We start from the raw sequence: 12,746 nt of genomic DNA, 5'->3' as shown, positions 1-12,746 counted from the left end.
ATCTAAAATAAGTATATGTCTATAAAGAACATACGATTGGAAGTTATGCAGGCCATAGAACCTAAAGTACAGGGGTTCATGGAAGAGTTTTTGGTGCCCATAGAAAAAATATGGCAGCCTACGGATTTTTTGCCAAATCCAGAGGGAGACGGTTTTTTTGATGAAATTACACAGCTAAGGGAGGAAGCCAAGGAATTGGGCTATGATTTTTGGGTCACCTTGGTGGCAGATACCATTACGGAAGAAGCATTGCCAACCTATGAGAGTTGGTTAATGGATGTGGAGGGGATTGATCAACATTCCGGACAAGACAACGGATGGTCTAAATGGGTGCGTGCCTGGACCGCGGAGGAAAATAGGCATGGCGATGTGCTCAACAAATACCTGTACCTTTCTGGAAGGGTGAACATGCGCGAGATAGAGATTACCACTCAACACTTAATAGCGGATGGCTTTGATATTGGTACGGATAGAGATCCCTACAAGAACTTTGTGTATACCACTTTTCAGGAATTAGCTACCAATATTTCCCATAAAAGGGTAGGACAAATGGCCAAGAAAAAAGGAAATACGCTTTTGGGCAAAATGTGCACTATTATCGCAGGGGATGAGATGCGCCACCATTTGGCCTACAGGGAATTTGTAAAGACCATTTTAGGACAAGATCCAAACGGAATGGTATTGGCCTTTGCCGATATGATGAAAAAGAAAATTGTCATGCCTGCACATTTTTTAAGGGAGTCCGGCGGGGAAATAGGAACGGCATTTGAGCTGTTTTCCAACTGCGCCCAGAGATTGGGAGTATATACGGCCCAGGACTATATTGATATTCTGGAAAAGTTGAATGCCTATTGGGATTTGGGCAACCTAAGGCAACTAAACGACCAGGCGGAGAAAGCCAGGGACTATCTCATGAAGTTACCCGCCAGATTACAACGCATTTCTGAGCGGATGCAGTTTGGTAATGACCAATATCAATTTAAATGGGTAGAGGCCAACGGGATGATGTAGTGTCAGCTATTGGTATTCTTAATGAAAAAACCCGGTATAGACCGGGTTTTTTTGCTACTAATTGGTATTAAACGGTAGTTTAAAGTTTACCGCCCTTATGCTCATCTTGCCACTTTGCCAATTGTTTCCATTCTCCCTTGTAAGCCATTTTAGCCTGTAAGGGCCAAGAACCTGGATCGTGTACCTGATAGCGCTTTCCGCCCTTATCCAAGATTTCTTGACATTTGGACACCGCCGTATTGGACAGTTCCAACCAAGTGTTGATGCCCTCCGCATTAAACAGCTGTTCTATTTTAGGCCCTATGCCTTCTACAATTTTAAGATCATCTTGCTTAATTTTCTTGCCAAATACAGCTTTGGCCGCGTTGGCATCAAATGCAAGTGCAGCGGCTCCCGCTGCGAGTGGGGAGGCAACTGATGGTGCAGCAACTGGTTTTGCTTTAAGACTGGCATTACATGCATCTAAATCTGCCTGTAATTTTGCGTTTTTATCGGACAATGCTTTTAATTCCGCAGAATTGTCAATTACGTCAACTTCTTTGCGTTGACCTTTGCCCCATAAATATCCCAAAAGCCCACAAATAGCTCCAACCAATAGTGGAATTAACCAGCACCAAATATTATCAAAATTCATTTTTTCTGTTTTTAAAAGTTAGTATTGTTAATGTAAAGTAATGACGGTACGCCTATTTTTAGAACGGCCTTCCTCCGTGCCATTGGATGCAATTGGGGCATCTGGACCTTTTGAAAGGGAATTGATTTTCTCTGCTGTAATGCCGTTTCTAACCAGGTAGGATTTGGCAAAATCTGCTCGTTCTTTGCCCAGGGCAAGGTTGGTGGCACGGCTTCCCGTATTATCCGTATGCCCAATAACGTCACAGCCTGCATCCGGAACTTTATCCAAATAGCGTGCTATTTTGGCCACTTTCTGGCGTTGCTCTAGACTAAGGTTAATGGCCGCCTCACCGGTATTAAAATAAAGCACCAACGGGTTGGCTTTAATCTCATCGTATAAGGCCTTTAGGTCCTCGTTTTCCACATTGGCTCCTTCGGAGAGGTTAAAAGTAACGGGGCCACGAAGTGTATTCCCATCAGGAATCAGATTTTCCATCAATTTACCAAAGGTGTTGGTTTGTGCAGACGATATGCCTTGTTCCACCAAATAATTTTTAACTGCTGTGGCCCGTGCAAGGCCAAGATTTGGAAATGCCGAGGGATTTTCCTCATCGCTCCTGTACAAGCCTGTAATGTTAATGACTTTAGTTTGGTTTTCTTTTAAAAAGTTGACCAAGTTGCTGATACCGCCTTTAAGGTTTTCCGTTAAAGGCACCAAAATTCCGTAGTTAGACAAGTCAAAATTAAAATTGTCATTTACGTTAAGTTCAAAATCCCCATCCGCTACCGCAAACGGAAAAGAAGTTGGATCTGGGGTTGCCACCACTGCGTCTTCCTCTATCACCTTTTCCGGTTCCGCAGCGGCCAATTGACAGTCGCTACAAAGGGAAAAATAAAGAAAAGTGCCCGTTGCAATCGTAATAATCATACCTAAGAGGTATGGAAAGTTTCTAGACATATTACTTATTCATTAGTGTTCGATGGGCAAAATATAAAAAAAATGTTAAAAGACTGTAGAATAGGTATGAAATAATTGTAAATCAATAGTTTACCAATTGTCAATATATACAGACCAACAATCATAAGGAGGATTGCCTTTTTAGGTTAACCCATTGTGCATTTTTAAAAATGTTGTCAATTGGAGTGTAGGATATAGAGATAAGAAGTAACATTTAAACTCAATGGAAAGCACGTATTCACTGTTGGAATTAAAACGTTGGCTTTTTTACCCGTTCTTGGTACCACTTTTAGTTCCTGAAAATCAACGCGCTAATTCGTTGTCTACGCAGGTAAAAATGAACAAGGGGTTTTAGCCTGGTTTTTGGAGCCACTTCAACCTCACTATAGGGTTGGTTTAACTGTTTTTGAGTCCACCCAAAACTTAGTTGTATGTTGTTGGCGCAGTTTATTGCTAAATGTACATGCACCATAAATCTTAAAGGAAACACCACTAGCCAAAGTACCATTTATACAGCTATTGGTACCAATTATACGTTAGCAACCATAGTTGCCCGTAAATTTTAGGAATTTTACTTCGAAAAATATTGCTCCCGGCAAAGTCACGGCATTGCAATACATCTCAAAATCCTGAAGTTTGAGTTAGTTAAGTTGGTTTGAAAACCGGTATTCCGTAAGGATATCGGTTTTTTGTTTTTGGAGTTCCGCTGTCGTATATTCAACAAAAACAATCATGAACAGAAGATCGTACATAAAGACAATTGGACTTGGGACCGGTGCGGCTTTACTATCACATCCTTTACGGGCCAGCAGTTTTCTTGAATCTAACATCACCTTAGGGGTACAGTTGTTTACCATTGCCAAATGGGTGGACGATGATTTAAAAAGTGCTTTGGCGCTAATTTCAGAACTTGGCTATCGCGAAGTGGAATTCTTTGGCCCCTATGATTTTAGCACCCAGTTTGCCAAAGATAGATGGAACCAGATAAAACCCATGCTCGGTATAAAAAATGATGCCTTTTATGGCTATCAAATTAAAGAGGTGAAGAACATGTTGGCGGATTATGGTCTTATCGCACCTTCCATGCATACAGATTTAGACACCTTAAGAAATGGCCTTGATCATATGCTTGATAAGGTTTCAGAGTTAAAAACAAAGTATCTGGTACTACCCGCAATACAGGGGGATAAACATAGCTTAGATCATTACAAAAGATACGCAGAAGAATTTAATGGTTTCGGAGAAAAGATGGCAGGGTACGACATACAATTTGTTTATCACAACCATGGTTATGAACATATGGTTTTGGATGGGCAGGTACCCATGGATTATTTGTTGGAAAACACGGAAAACGGTAAGGTTGCCTTTGAGTTAGATATCTTTTGGATGCAAGCGGCAGGCGCAGACCCTGTTCGTTATTTGGAAAAATATCCAGAAAAGTACAAGTTGTTGCACCTAAAAGACGCTGCCAAGCCTTTTCGGTTTTCTGGTGACGGGCAAACTTCTGACCAGTGGATGGCGGGCTTTCCATTGATGAGCGATCCAGGGGATGGGGTATATGATATCAAAGCAATTATCCAAACGGCCAAAAAAACAGGCGTAGAACACTATTATTTAGAACGTGACCTAGCGCCTGATCCCAAGGAAACTTTAAGAAATTCATACAATAACCTTAAAGCAATGGGCTAAAGCTTATAAATTAAACTTAATGCCCTGTGCCAATGGAAGTTCCGTAGTGTAGTTGATGGTATTGGTCTGGCGGCGCATATAGATTTTCCAAGCATCTGAACCACTCTCCCGACCTCCGCCGGTTTCTTTTTCACCACCAAAGGCACCGCCGATTTCCGCACCGGAGGTTCCTATGTTCACGTTGGCAATGCCACAGTCACTTCCGGCCACGGAGAGAAAACGTTCTGCCTCCCTAAGGTTGTTGGTCATTATTGCGGAGGATAATCCCTGAACCACCCCATTTTGTTGTGCGATGGCATTTTCTACGTTTCCTGAATATTTTAGTAGATAGAGTATGGGAGCAAAGGTCTCCTCCTGAACCGTTTCATAGGAATTTTCTGCCTCCACAATAGCAGGTTTTACGTAACAACCACTTTCAAAACCAGCACCGTTAAGAACCTCGCCTTCAACAAGGACCTTCCCCCCTTCCTGTACCACTTTTCTTAGGGAAGCTTCGTACATGGCCACGGCATCAGTATCAATTAGCGGCCCTACATGCATGTTTTCATCTAAAGGATTCCCAATTTTTAACTGTTTATAGGCATCAACTATGGCGTTTTTTACTCGGTCATACATAGATTCGTGCACAATTAAACGCCTTGTTGAAGTACACCGCTGACCTGCAGTGCCCACAGCGCCAAAGACAGCCCCAATGACGGTCATCTTAATGTCTGCGTCCGGGGTAACGATGATGGCATTGTTGCCTCCAAGTTCCAATAAGGATTTGCCCAAACGGGCAGCTACAGCTTGGGCAACAATTTTGCCCATTCTAATAGATCCGGTTGCGGAGACCAATGGAATATGTTGGTCCGCGGTCATCATTTCACCCACTTTATAATCGCCGTTGATCAAGCAGGAAATTCCTTCCGGAAGGTTGTTTTTTTTAAGTACATCCGCTATAATGTTTTGGCAGGCGATACCGCAAAGCGGTGTTTTTTCCGATGGTTTCCAAACACAAACATCACCACAGACCCAAGCGAGCGCGGTATTCCATGCCCAAACGGCCACAGGAAAATTAAAAGCGGAAATAATACCAACAATACCCAATGGATGGTACTGTTCGTACATACGGTGGCCCGGTCTTTCGGAATGCATGGTAAGTCCATGTAATTGCCTGGAAAGTCCTACCGCAAAATCGCAGATATCAATCATTTCTTGGACTTCTCCCAACCCTTCTTGGTATGATTTTCCCATCTCATAAGAAACCAGTTTCCCTAAAGGCTCTTTTAGCTCCCTTAGTTTTTCCCCAAATCGTCTTACGATTTCCCCTCGTTGTGGCGCAGGCAGCAGTCTCCATTCCAAAAATGCGCTGCTTGCCTTTTCCATCACCTTTGCATATTCATCTACCGTGGTTTGGGTGACCTTACCAATAAGTTGCCCATCCACTGGTGAATGTGAACTAAAGTATTCTCCTGAACCAAAGGTCTTGGAACCTGTGGATGTTCCAGGGTTTTCCAACCGTACCCCCAGTTGTTGCAGCGCACCATGAATTCCGAAGCTTTTTGCTATTTCTGACATTTTATAACTTTAAAGATGAATATTGTTGTGATTTTCACAAATTTACGAAGAATAAATTGTGATAAGAAGCATAAGAACGCCAACTAGGGCAGGAACCCCTTGAATAAAAAAGATTTTTTTGGAAACGGAGAGCCCACCATAAATCCCTGCTATGGCAACACAGCTAAGAAAGAAGAGGGCACTGTTCTGTTGCCATTCCAAATCCGTAATGAAAAGGGAGCAAACCAGACCTGCGGCCAAGAACCCATTGTAGAGGCCTTGATTTGCCGCAAGAACCTTTGTAGGCTCAAAAAGGTCTTTGGGGAATTTGCGAAATATTTTTTTGGCCTTGGTGGTCCAAGCAAACATTTCTAGGTACATAAAGTAAAAATGAAGCATTGCCACCAAACCAATAAGCAATTGCAGTGTAAACCCCATTTAACTTTCTGTTGAAATAAATCTTTCGTCTGCCGGCATTTCTGTCCCGCACTTGGCACAGGTTCTTAGTTCCTGAGAGCTATAAAAATGCTTAAAATGGGCCAAAAAATCCTTTTCAATATCGTTTAAGGTAAAATAAGCCTCGTAGAGTTTATGGTTGCAGTTGTCGCAGAACCACAAAAGCCCATCATCCACATTCATGTGATTTCGTTTGCGCTCTATGACCAGTCCAATGGAACCTTTATGACGCACCGGAGAATGGGGAATCTTGGCTGGATGTAGGTACATATCCCCAGGCCCCAATTTCATGGTTTTCTTTTGTCCATTTTCTTGAACATGTACCTCAATATGCCCTTCAAGTTGGTAGAACAGCTCCTCTGTCTCATTATAGTGATAGTCTTTTCTGGCATTGGGTCCCGCAACAATCATTACAATATAATCCCCAGCATCTTTATATAGGTTTTTATTGCCAACGGGCGGTTTTAATAAATGCCTATGTTCATCGATCCATTGGTTAAGGTTAAATGGTGGTGTAATGCCCATTGTTTTTTCTCGAAAGTTACAAAAAACAAACCCACAAGTTCAAAAAAGAAAAAGCCCATTTTCATGGGCTTTTCTTAACCAAAAATCAATTTAAAATGATAACTCAAAATACTCCAAAACAATTTAAATAGGTCCTAAATATTATTTTCTAATGAAAAGCTGCGTATAAAAAAGCTTTCCTTGGTCATTGGCCTTAATACAGATAGTGGTGTGGGTATATTGCCCTGTCAAGGTTTTTTTGTGGCTGTTACTTTTTAACCATCCGTTTAATGCCTGTTGCGGTTCAGGAAAGTTTTTGGCTACATTTTCACCTACAAATACGGCATTTGTGGCCGCTGCAACTTCTGTTGCCCTCTGCTCAAAACCACTGTGGCTTACCTTGTTTTCCCCAATCATAAAATTGGTATGTTCTTCCGCTATGGAATACACCTCAGGTTCATAGCCTAGGGCATTTAGTCCGTTGGCTATCCGGTATTCGTTTACTAAATCAAACAATTCTTGTTCTTCAACAGATATATTCAATTCCTGTAGTTGTACCTCTGCGTACAAGGCATCGGTTTCCGTACCTCCCTCACTACAACTCCACAATAAGAGAATTACAAATACAGTACATATATTTTTTATTTTCATTTTAGGGGACTCTTTTAATACGTTCTGGGGATAAAAGTAGATGAAGGAAGGTGTTGCCCAGAGTAAAACCCCTTGATTTTACAAAAACTTCGTTGACTGGTAAGCAGGCGTCATTATTGGGTCATTCGACGAACTGCACCTTTAGGAACATCGAAATTATAGGTCAGTTTATGGAAAAAAAGGCGTTTCACCGACGCATTTGGACCATTGCTCCGGGGAAAGGTATCGATAAACGGACCAACGGATAGGAATATCGATGAAAGGAGGTATTTACTGCTGTATAAAAATCTGTGTGTAATACAGGGTGCCATTGCTATCCTTTTTGATGCTAATGGCCGTGTGGGTATATGCCCCTTCAAGTGTGGATTTGTGCGGAGGACTTTTTAGCCAGCCTTCCAAGGCAAGATTAACGGTTGCATGGTTCCAAGCCACGTTCTCGCCCACTTCTTTGGCAAATGTTTCCAATACGATGCGCGATGCGCGTTGCTCAAAATTATCATGGCTAATATTTCCCCTGCCGATCATATAGTCGTTATGGCTACTGGCCTCTTGGTAGGCAGCAGCGTTATTTTGGAGCGGTGACAGGCCTAGGGATGCACGGTGTTCATTGACCTTAACCAACAATTGGGCCTCAAATTCTGGCACGCTAATACTTTCAATAGTGGATAACTCACCAACGGATTCTTGGGAGCAAGCTGTACATAGCAACATAGCTACTACAGTCAATTTTAGTAGTGAAACTGCCTTTTTCATATAGTGTTCTTTTTGGGCAGTCCAGGTAATGGATTGGGGACGGCAAAGGGTGTTCTAAATCCTTTGCACATGCATAATAATCCAATTTTTTGTAGAGGGCACTTTCTTTTTATGTTTTTCGGCAAAAAGTTGTTTTTTCCCGAAGAATGGCGCATGTTACAACGGGTCTGCCTGTGTTTGGTTTTCTGGGTCCAGTAGATTCTCTGGTGCGTCCTTAAAGACAAGGCTAAAAACAAAGGCGCCAATATCACGGACAGGCGTGTAGAAAATAGAGGCCTCTTGGGTGTCTTTACTGACAAAATCAAAGGAGGCCGTGGCCTTTTCAAAAAACAGGAGCAATGCGCCTAGGATAATGGCCACCTTTAAGGTTCCAAAGATACCGCCGGCAATTTTGTTTAAAATGCCCAGCATGGCAAAGTCGGCAATTTTTGTCAAAAGTTTTCCGGCAAAATGTACCAATAGGATAATGGCGACAAACGTGATGAGAAAAGCGGTAATCTTAATATATTTTTGGTCCCAATCCATTTGCGCTGCCATGTAGTCGCCGGCAATGTAGGAGAAGTGAATGGCACCATAAATACCTGCAATAAGGGCAACCAATGAGGCCAGTTCTACAAACAGGCCATTTTTGAGGCCCTTATATAGACCTAAGGCCAGTAAGATTCCCAGTACAATGTCTATAAAACTCATACGGTGGTTTTAAACAAATATAAGCCATAGGATTGTACCTTTGCACTATGGCAAGAGACATCATCCTAAAAGAACGCTGGCAGCTGTTGGTAGATAAATTATCTGCACAATTTGCCGATGGGGACCACCTAGAGCTGGACGCTATAATTTATCTGGTAGGGGTACAGGAACTGGGACAACTTAACCGTAAATTTAAAAAGGATGAGAAGGTTAACCTTATGCACATTGCCATTTGCAAATTATTGGAACCCTATGGGTTTTATGAGTTTGAGTTTTTTGATGACGAAGGTTGGCCCCACTACAAGGTAAAGGAAGAATTACCCCCCTTAAAGGCCGGGGAACAGTCTGTGCTTATGAAAGAAGCCTTGGTAAGCTATTTTTTGGATAAGAAGTATATTGATTAATGTCCCCTAAACCGCCCTATTACGCCGCAATCTTTACCAGTACCAAAACGGGCAACCGCAGCGGTTATGCCGCAATGGCCAAGGCCATGGAGGAGCTGGCGAAGAAGCAGCCCGGATTTTTGGGGATGGAAACCGCCCAAGAGCAGATGGGCATTACGGTAAGTTACTGGGAGAACCTGGAAGCCATGGCCCAATGGAAATCCCAAGCAGACCACCAATTTGCGCAACAACAGGGCAAAAACGTTTGGTATAGCTGGTATAAAGTAAGGATATGTAGGGTAGAAAGGGAGTACGAGTTTACACAACCATAATGCCAACAGATTGCCACACCTTCAGCTATTTTGTAAATTTGCATTAAAAATTGCCATATGATTACACCCGTCCGTTTTTCTGGTCTAGACCGGTCCAAAACCATTAAAGAGCTTTCAAAAGAAACCTTTGACCTTGTTGTCATTGGAGGGGGCATCACAGGCGGGGGCATTGCCCTGGATGCAGCTTCGCGCGGTTTAAAGGTAGCCTTATTGGAAAAGGGAGATTTTGCATCGGGCACCAGCAGCAAGTCCACCAAGTTGATACATGGTGGGCTCAGGTACCTAAAACAGTTCGATTTTTGGCTGGTAAAAGAAGTAGGTTCGGAACGTGCCATTGTGCACAAATTGGCGCCCCATTTGGTATTGCCGGAAAAAATGCTGCTTCCGCTCATTGAGGGAGGCTCTTACGGCAAGTGGCTAACCAGTATTGGGCTTAAGGTGTACGATATCTTGGCACAGGTCACCGGGGAGGACAAACGGCAGATGTTGGGCAAGAAGGAAGCGTTAAAATTAGAACCGCTGTTGCCCAAGAAAATACTCAATGGGGCCGGTTTTTATGCGGAATACCGCACAGATGATGCCCGTTTGACCATAGAGAACATCAAAACCAGTTTGGCCTATGGGGCAAAAGCCCTGAATTATGCCAAAGTCACCGATTTTTTGTATACCGATGACAAGGTGGCCGGCGTAACGGTTGAAGATCAATTGGGTGGTGAAACCTTTACCATACAAGCAAATTACGTGATTAGTGCCGCAGGACCCTGGGTAGATGAACTTAGAAGCACCAACAATTCCAAGAAGGGAAAACGCCTGCATCTTACCAAGGGGGTGCATCTGGTATTCCCCTATGAAAAACTTCCCGTAAAGCAATCTGTCTATTTTGATATCCCGGATGGGCGAATGATGTTCGCTATCCCAAGGGGAAAAGTCACCTATGTGGGCACCACGGACACCAATTATAATTTGGACAAGGATGACATCAGGACCGATCTGGCCGATGCCATTTACTTAATATCGGCCGTTAACAATATGTTTCCCGACATTGAGCTAGAGATGGAAGATATCATCTCCTCCTGGGCGGGGGTACGGCCCTTGATCCATGAAGAAGGAAAATCTGCCTCAGAACTGTCCCGTAAGGATGAAATTTTTACCTCGGATACAGGATTGATCAGTATTGCCGGAGGCAAACTTACCGGGTACCGCAAAATGGCAGAGCGGGTGGTCAATCGTATTACCAAGCAGATGGAAGAACAGGGCAAGAAGGTAAACCCTTGCATAACGGATACCATCCCGCTTTGCGGAAGCGATTTTAAAAAGTTTAAACACGTTAAAAAATACATTAAGGAAATTTACGACCGTTTGCAACCAGACGGCTTTACCGAATACGATGCCTGGTTTTTGGTGACCAATTATGGTAAGCAGACAGAGCAGATTCTTGAGCTTTACCAAGGCTTTAAGGACCAAGAGTTGTATTTGGCGATGATCCGTGCAGAACTCCAATTTGGCATTGCACATGAGATGGTGACCAACCCAATGGATTTCTTTATCCGCAGAACCGGTAGGTTGTATTTTAATATAGAAAGTGTTAGGGAATACTTAGATGCTTTGCTGTTAGATTTTAAAACCGCATTTGGGTATGATGATGCCCAGCTATTGGCCTTTAAACAACAGATGGAACATGAGCTGGAGATGCATTCCAATTTTTCATTGGAAAGGGAGCTGGTATGATCGGCATACCATGGCACTTAACCCAACCTCACCTGCCCACTAGCCACAATAGTGTTAAAACTGCCTATTTTAAAGGAAAACCCCAGAAATTCTAAGGTTTTTAATCGGGGGTTTTCCTTTTTTTTTTTTCAACTTTACACCAATCTTACTTTTTAGCGCTAAATGATGGTAAGGAAAACACTAATTATTAACTTTCAAATTTTGAGAAAATGAAAAGAATTTTTGGAGTGGTTGTATTGTTTTTAACTTTTTCGGCTAGCGTTAACGCCGGAACCAATGTCAATGAAAAAGAGGATTTACCTTTTGAATCTTGTGTGAGCATAGCAGCTAAATTGACCAAAGGTAGACCTGATCTGTTTGCATTAGCTTATAACTGGTGCATTTACGAAAGATGTGGTTGTGGAATAAAATGAATTAAAACGGGAAGGCCATTTGGTCTTCCTTTTAAAGAACTTATATGAAATTGCCTGAATACAAGATCATCTTAACTTTTTTTTTCTTAATCTCATTTAAAACTGTTTTTAGTCAAAAATCTTTAAGCATAACGTATACTATTGAGACAAAGTTTGATTTAGAAGAAATGAGGGACACTGAGGCCCAAGAAATGTCTATGATGGTTTCCGATATTATGTCGGATTTTGAATTTCAATTGATGATTGACGGTGGTGAGTCCATTTTTAAGCAATCTGAGCAATTGGTTAGAGATGATATAAACCCTCTATCGTATAAATTGGCAACAGGCTTTTGCTCTGGTAATGAGGTTTGGCACACAAAAAAAGGAGATACTATTAAAAGAGTTGCTTTACTTGACTCAAACCCTTTGACAATATTAATTTTAAATGAAGAAGTGAAATGGGAAATATTGAACAAGACTAAATATATTGGTAAGTTCAAGGTTATAAAAGCAACGACCACGAGAAAATTGGGGAGTAATTATGTTGAAAAGATTGATGTATGGTTCGCGCCAGAACTTCCTTATTCTTTTGGACCTCTAGGTTACAATGGTCTTCCTGGTCTTATCCTTGAAATGCATCGGGATAATATAGTTTATAAATTCAAAGAAGTAGAAGAAAAAAAAATTTCTATTAAATTTCCCAAAGGTTCTAAGGAAATGACTTTTGAAGATTATTACAAAATATTGGATGCTAATATGGCAGAAATTAAAAAGAGAGGTTGAAAATAAGATGAGGACCCCAATCTAACGTTTACATTGGCTTTTCAAAAATTCTAATGGCATTTTTACCTTCGTATAGAATGGCATGCGCTACGTTGATGATGGGGTCTTGGATTTTAACATTTTTCATTGGAAAGGGAGCTGGTATGATCGGCATACCATGGCACTGAACCCAACCTTACCTGCCCACTAGCCACAATAGTGTTAAAACTGCCTATTTTAAAGGAAAACCCCAGAAATTCTAAGGTTTTTAATCGGGGGTTTTC

Annotated in this window: 15 protein-coding genes; 7 read left to right on the top strand and 8 right to left on the bottom strand. The window is 42.0% G+C overall.

Annotated features, from left to right (window positions below):
* Positions 1-15: 15 nt before the first annotated feature.
* Positions 16-1,011: an acyl-ACP desaturase gene (locus I595_RS06615; RefSeq protein WP_054558580.1), complete on the top strand. Its 996-nt coding sequence runs from the start codon at positions 16-18 to the stop codon at positions 1,009-1,011.
* Positions 1,012-1,090: 79 nt separating this feature from the next.
* Here I595_RS06615 and I595_RS06610 read toward each other — a convergent pair whose 3' ends face one another.
* Positions 1,091-1,645 (bottom strand): hypothetical protein, encoded by a 555-nt coding sequence (locus tag I595_RS06610; protein WP_054558579.1) that lies wholly within the window; start codon positions 1,643-1,645, stop codon positions 1,091-1,093.
* A 27-nt stretch (positions 1,646-1,672) separates the two neighbouring features.
* Positions 1,673-2,554 carry an OmpA family protein gene (locus I595_RS06605; protein ID WP_245628238.1) on the bottom strand — a complete coding sequence of 294 codons (882 nt, stop codon included), beginning with the start codon at positions 2,552-2,554 and terminating at the stop codon, positions 1,673-1,675.
* 762 nt (positions 2,555-3,316) lie between these two features.
* Between I595_RS06605 and I595_RS06600 the strand changes: the two genes are divergently transcribed.
* Complete coding sequence (locus tag I595_RS06600; RefSeq protein ID WP_054558577.1) at positions 3,317-4,273, top strand: sugar phosphate isomerase/epimerase family protein; 957 nt, start codon at positions 3,317-3,319, stop codon at positions 4,271-4,273.
* A gap of 3 nt (positions 4,274-4,276) precedes the next feature.
* Here I595_RS06600 and amaB read toward each other — a convergent pair whose 3' ends face one another.
* From amaB to I595_RS06570, 6 genes are all read right to left on the bottom strand, one after another.
* Positions 4,277-5,830 (bottom strand): L-piperidine-6-carboxylate dehydrogenase, encoded by a 1,554-nt coding sequence (amaB, locus tag I595_RS06595; protein ID WP_054558576.1) that lies wholly within the window; start codon positions 5,828-5,830, stop codon positions 4,277-4,279.
* Between the two features lie 42 nt (positions 5,831-5,872).
* Entirely contained in the window at positions 5,873-6,247 is a 375-nt protein-coding gene (locus I595_RS06590) for a DUF1304 domain-containing protein (protein WP_054558575.1), read from the bottom strand.
* Entirely contained in the window at positions 6,248-6,790 is a 543-nt protein-coding gene (locus I595_RS06585; protein ID WP_054558574.1) for a 3-hydroxyanthranilate 3,4-dioxygenase, read from the bottom strand.
* 141 nt (positions 6,791-6,931) lie between these two features.
* On the bottom strand, positions 6,932-7,420 hold the full coding sequence (locus tag I595_RS06580; RefSeq protein WP_054558573.1) for a CAP domain-containing protein: 489 nt from the start codon (positions 7,418-7,420) through the stop codon (positions 6,932-6,934).
* A gap of 270 nt (positions 7,421-7,690) precedes the next feature.
* The gene (locus I595_RS06575; RefSeq protein ID WP_054558572.1) at positions 7,691-8,173 is read right to left on the bottom strand and encodes a CAP domain-containing protein; all 483 of its coding nucleotides are present in this window, start codon (positions 8,171-8,173) and stop codon (positions 7,691-7,693) included.
* Between the two features lie 156 nt (positions 8,174-8,329).
* On the bottom strand, positions 8,330-8,863 hold the full coding sequence (locus tag I595_RS06570) for a CvpA family protein (RefSeq protein ID WP_054558571.1): 534 nt from the start codon (positions 8,861-8,863) through the stop codon (positions 8,330-8,332).
* A 47-nt stretch (positions 8,864-8,910) separates the two neighbouring features.
* Here I595_RS06570 and I595_RS06565 point away from each other — a divergent pair, with 47 nt between their 5' ends.
* The 5 genes from I595_RS06565 to I595_RS06545 all read left to right on the top strand — a co-directional run bounded on the left by I595_RS06565 (position 8,911) and on the right by I595_RS06545 (position 12,483).
* Positions 8,911-9,267: a hypothetical protein gene (locus I595_RS06565; RefSeq protein WP_054558570.1), complete on the top strand. Its 357-nt coding sequence runs from the start codon at positions 8,911-8,913 to the stop codon at positions 9,265-9,267.
* Positions 9,267-9,578 (top strand): antibiotic biosynthesis monooxygenase family protein, encoded by a 312-nt coding sequence (locus I595_RS06560; protein WP_054558569.1) that lies wholly within the window; start codon positions 9,267-9,269, stop codon positions 9,576-9,578. The genes I595_RS06565 and I595_RS06560 overlap by 1 nt, the downstream gene beginning before the upstream one ends.
* Positions 9,579-9,635: 57 nt before the next feature.
* Positions 9,636-11,306, top strand: coding sequence for a glycerol-3-phosphate dehydrogenase/oxidase (locus I595_RS06555; RefSeq protein WP_054558568.1), 1,671 nt, complete (start codon positions 9,636-9,638; stop codon positions 11,304-11,306).
* A 209-nt stretch (positions 11,307-11,515) separates the two neighbouring features.
* Positions 11,516-11,719 (top strand): hypothetical protein, encoded by a 204-nt coding sequence (locus tag I595_RS06550; protein WP_054558567.1) that lies wholly within the window; start codon positions 11,516-11,518, stop codon positions 11,717-11,719.
* 44 nt (positions 11,720-11,763) lie between these two features.
* Entirely contained in the window at positions 11,764-12,483 is a 720-nt protein-coding gene (locus I595_RS06545; protein ID WP_054558566.1) for a GLPGLI family protein, read from the top strand.
* Positions 12,484-12,746: the final 263 nt, after the last annotated feature.

The sequence above is a fragment of the Croceitalea dokdonensis DOKDO 023 genome (assembly GCF_001306415.1).
GTDB classification, from domain to species: Bacteria; Bacteroidota; Bacteroidia; order Flavobacteriales; family Flavobacteriaceae; genus Croceitalea; species Croceitalea dokdonensis.
The sequence above is the reverse complement of the archived record's forward strand: the minus strand, read 5'-3'. Positions and strand labels throughout refer to the sequence as shown.

Bases quoted from the DNA above. Each gene is read 5' to 3' on its own strand.
- amaB (WP_054558576.1), bottom strand. From the start codon at position 5,830: ATGTCAGAAATAGCAAAAAGCTTCGGAATTCATGGTGCGCTGCAACAA.
- I595_RS06570 (WP_054558571.1), bottom strand. From the start codon at position 8,863: ATGAGTTTTATAGACATTGTACTGGGAATCTTACTGGCCTTAGGTCTA.
- I595_RS06575 (WP_054558572.1), bottom strand. From the start codon at position 8,173: ATGAAAAAGGCAGTTTCACTACTAAAATTGACTGTAGTAGCTATGTTG.
- I595_RS06615 (WP_054558580.1), top strand. From the start codon at position 16: ATGTCTATAAAGAACATACGATTGGAAGTTATGCAGGCCATAGAACCT.
- I595_RS06580 (WP_054558573.1), bottom strand. From the start codon at position 7,420: ATGAAAATAAAAAATATATGTACTGTATTTGTAATTCTCTTATTGTGG.
- I595_RS06585 (WP_054558574.1), bottom strand. From the start codon at position 6,790: ATGGGCATTACACCACCATTTAACCTTAACCAATGGATCGATGAACAT.
- I595_RS06600 (WP_054558577.1), top strand. From the start codon at position 3,317: ATGAACAGAAGATCGTACATAAAGACAATTGGACTTGGGACCGGTGCG.
- I595_RS06590 (WP_054558575.1), bottom strand. From the start codon at position 6,247: ATGGGGTTTACACTGCAATTGCTTATTGGTTTGGTGGCAATGCTTCAT.
- I595_RS06605 (WP_245628238.1), bottom strand. From the start codon at position 2,554: ATGATTATTACGATTGCAACGGGCACTTTTCTTTATTTTTCCCTTTGT.
- I595_RS06545 (WP_054558566.1), top strand. From the start codon at position 11,764: ATGAAATTGCCTGAATACAAGATCATCTTAACTTTTTTTTTCTTAATC.
- I595_RS06565 (WP_054558570.1), top strand. From the start codon at position 8,911: ATGGCAAGAGACATCATCCTAAAAGAACGCTGGCAGCTGTTGGTAGAT.
- I595_RS06550 (WP_054558567.1), top strand. From the start codon at position 11,516: ATGAAAAGAATTTTTGGAGTGGTTGTATTGTTTTTAACTTTTTCGGCT.
- I595_RS06560 (WP_054558569.1), top strand. From the start codon at position 9,267: ATGTCCCCTAAACCGCCCTATTACGCCGCAATCTTTACCAGTACCAAA.
- I595_RS06555 (WP_054558568.1), top strand. From the start codon at position 9,636: ATGATTACACCCGTCCGTTTTTCTGGTCTAGACCGGTCCAAAACCATT.
- I595_RS06610 (WP_054558579.1), bottom strand. From the start codon at position 1,645: ATGAATTTTGATAATATTTGGTGCTGGTTAATTCCACTATTGGTTGGA.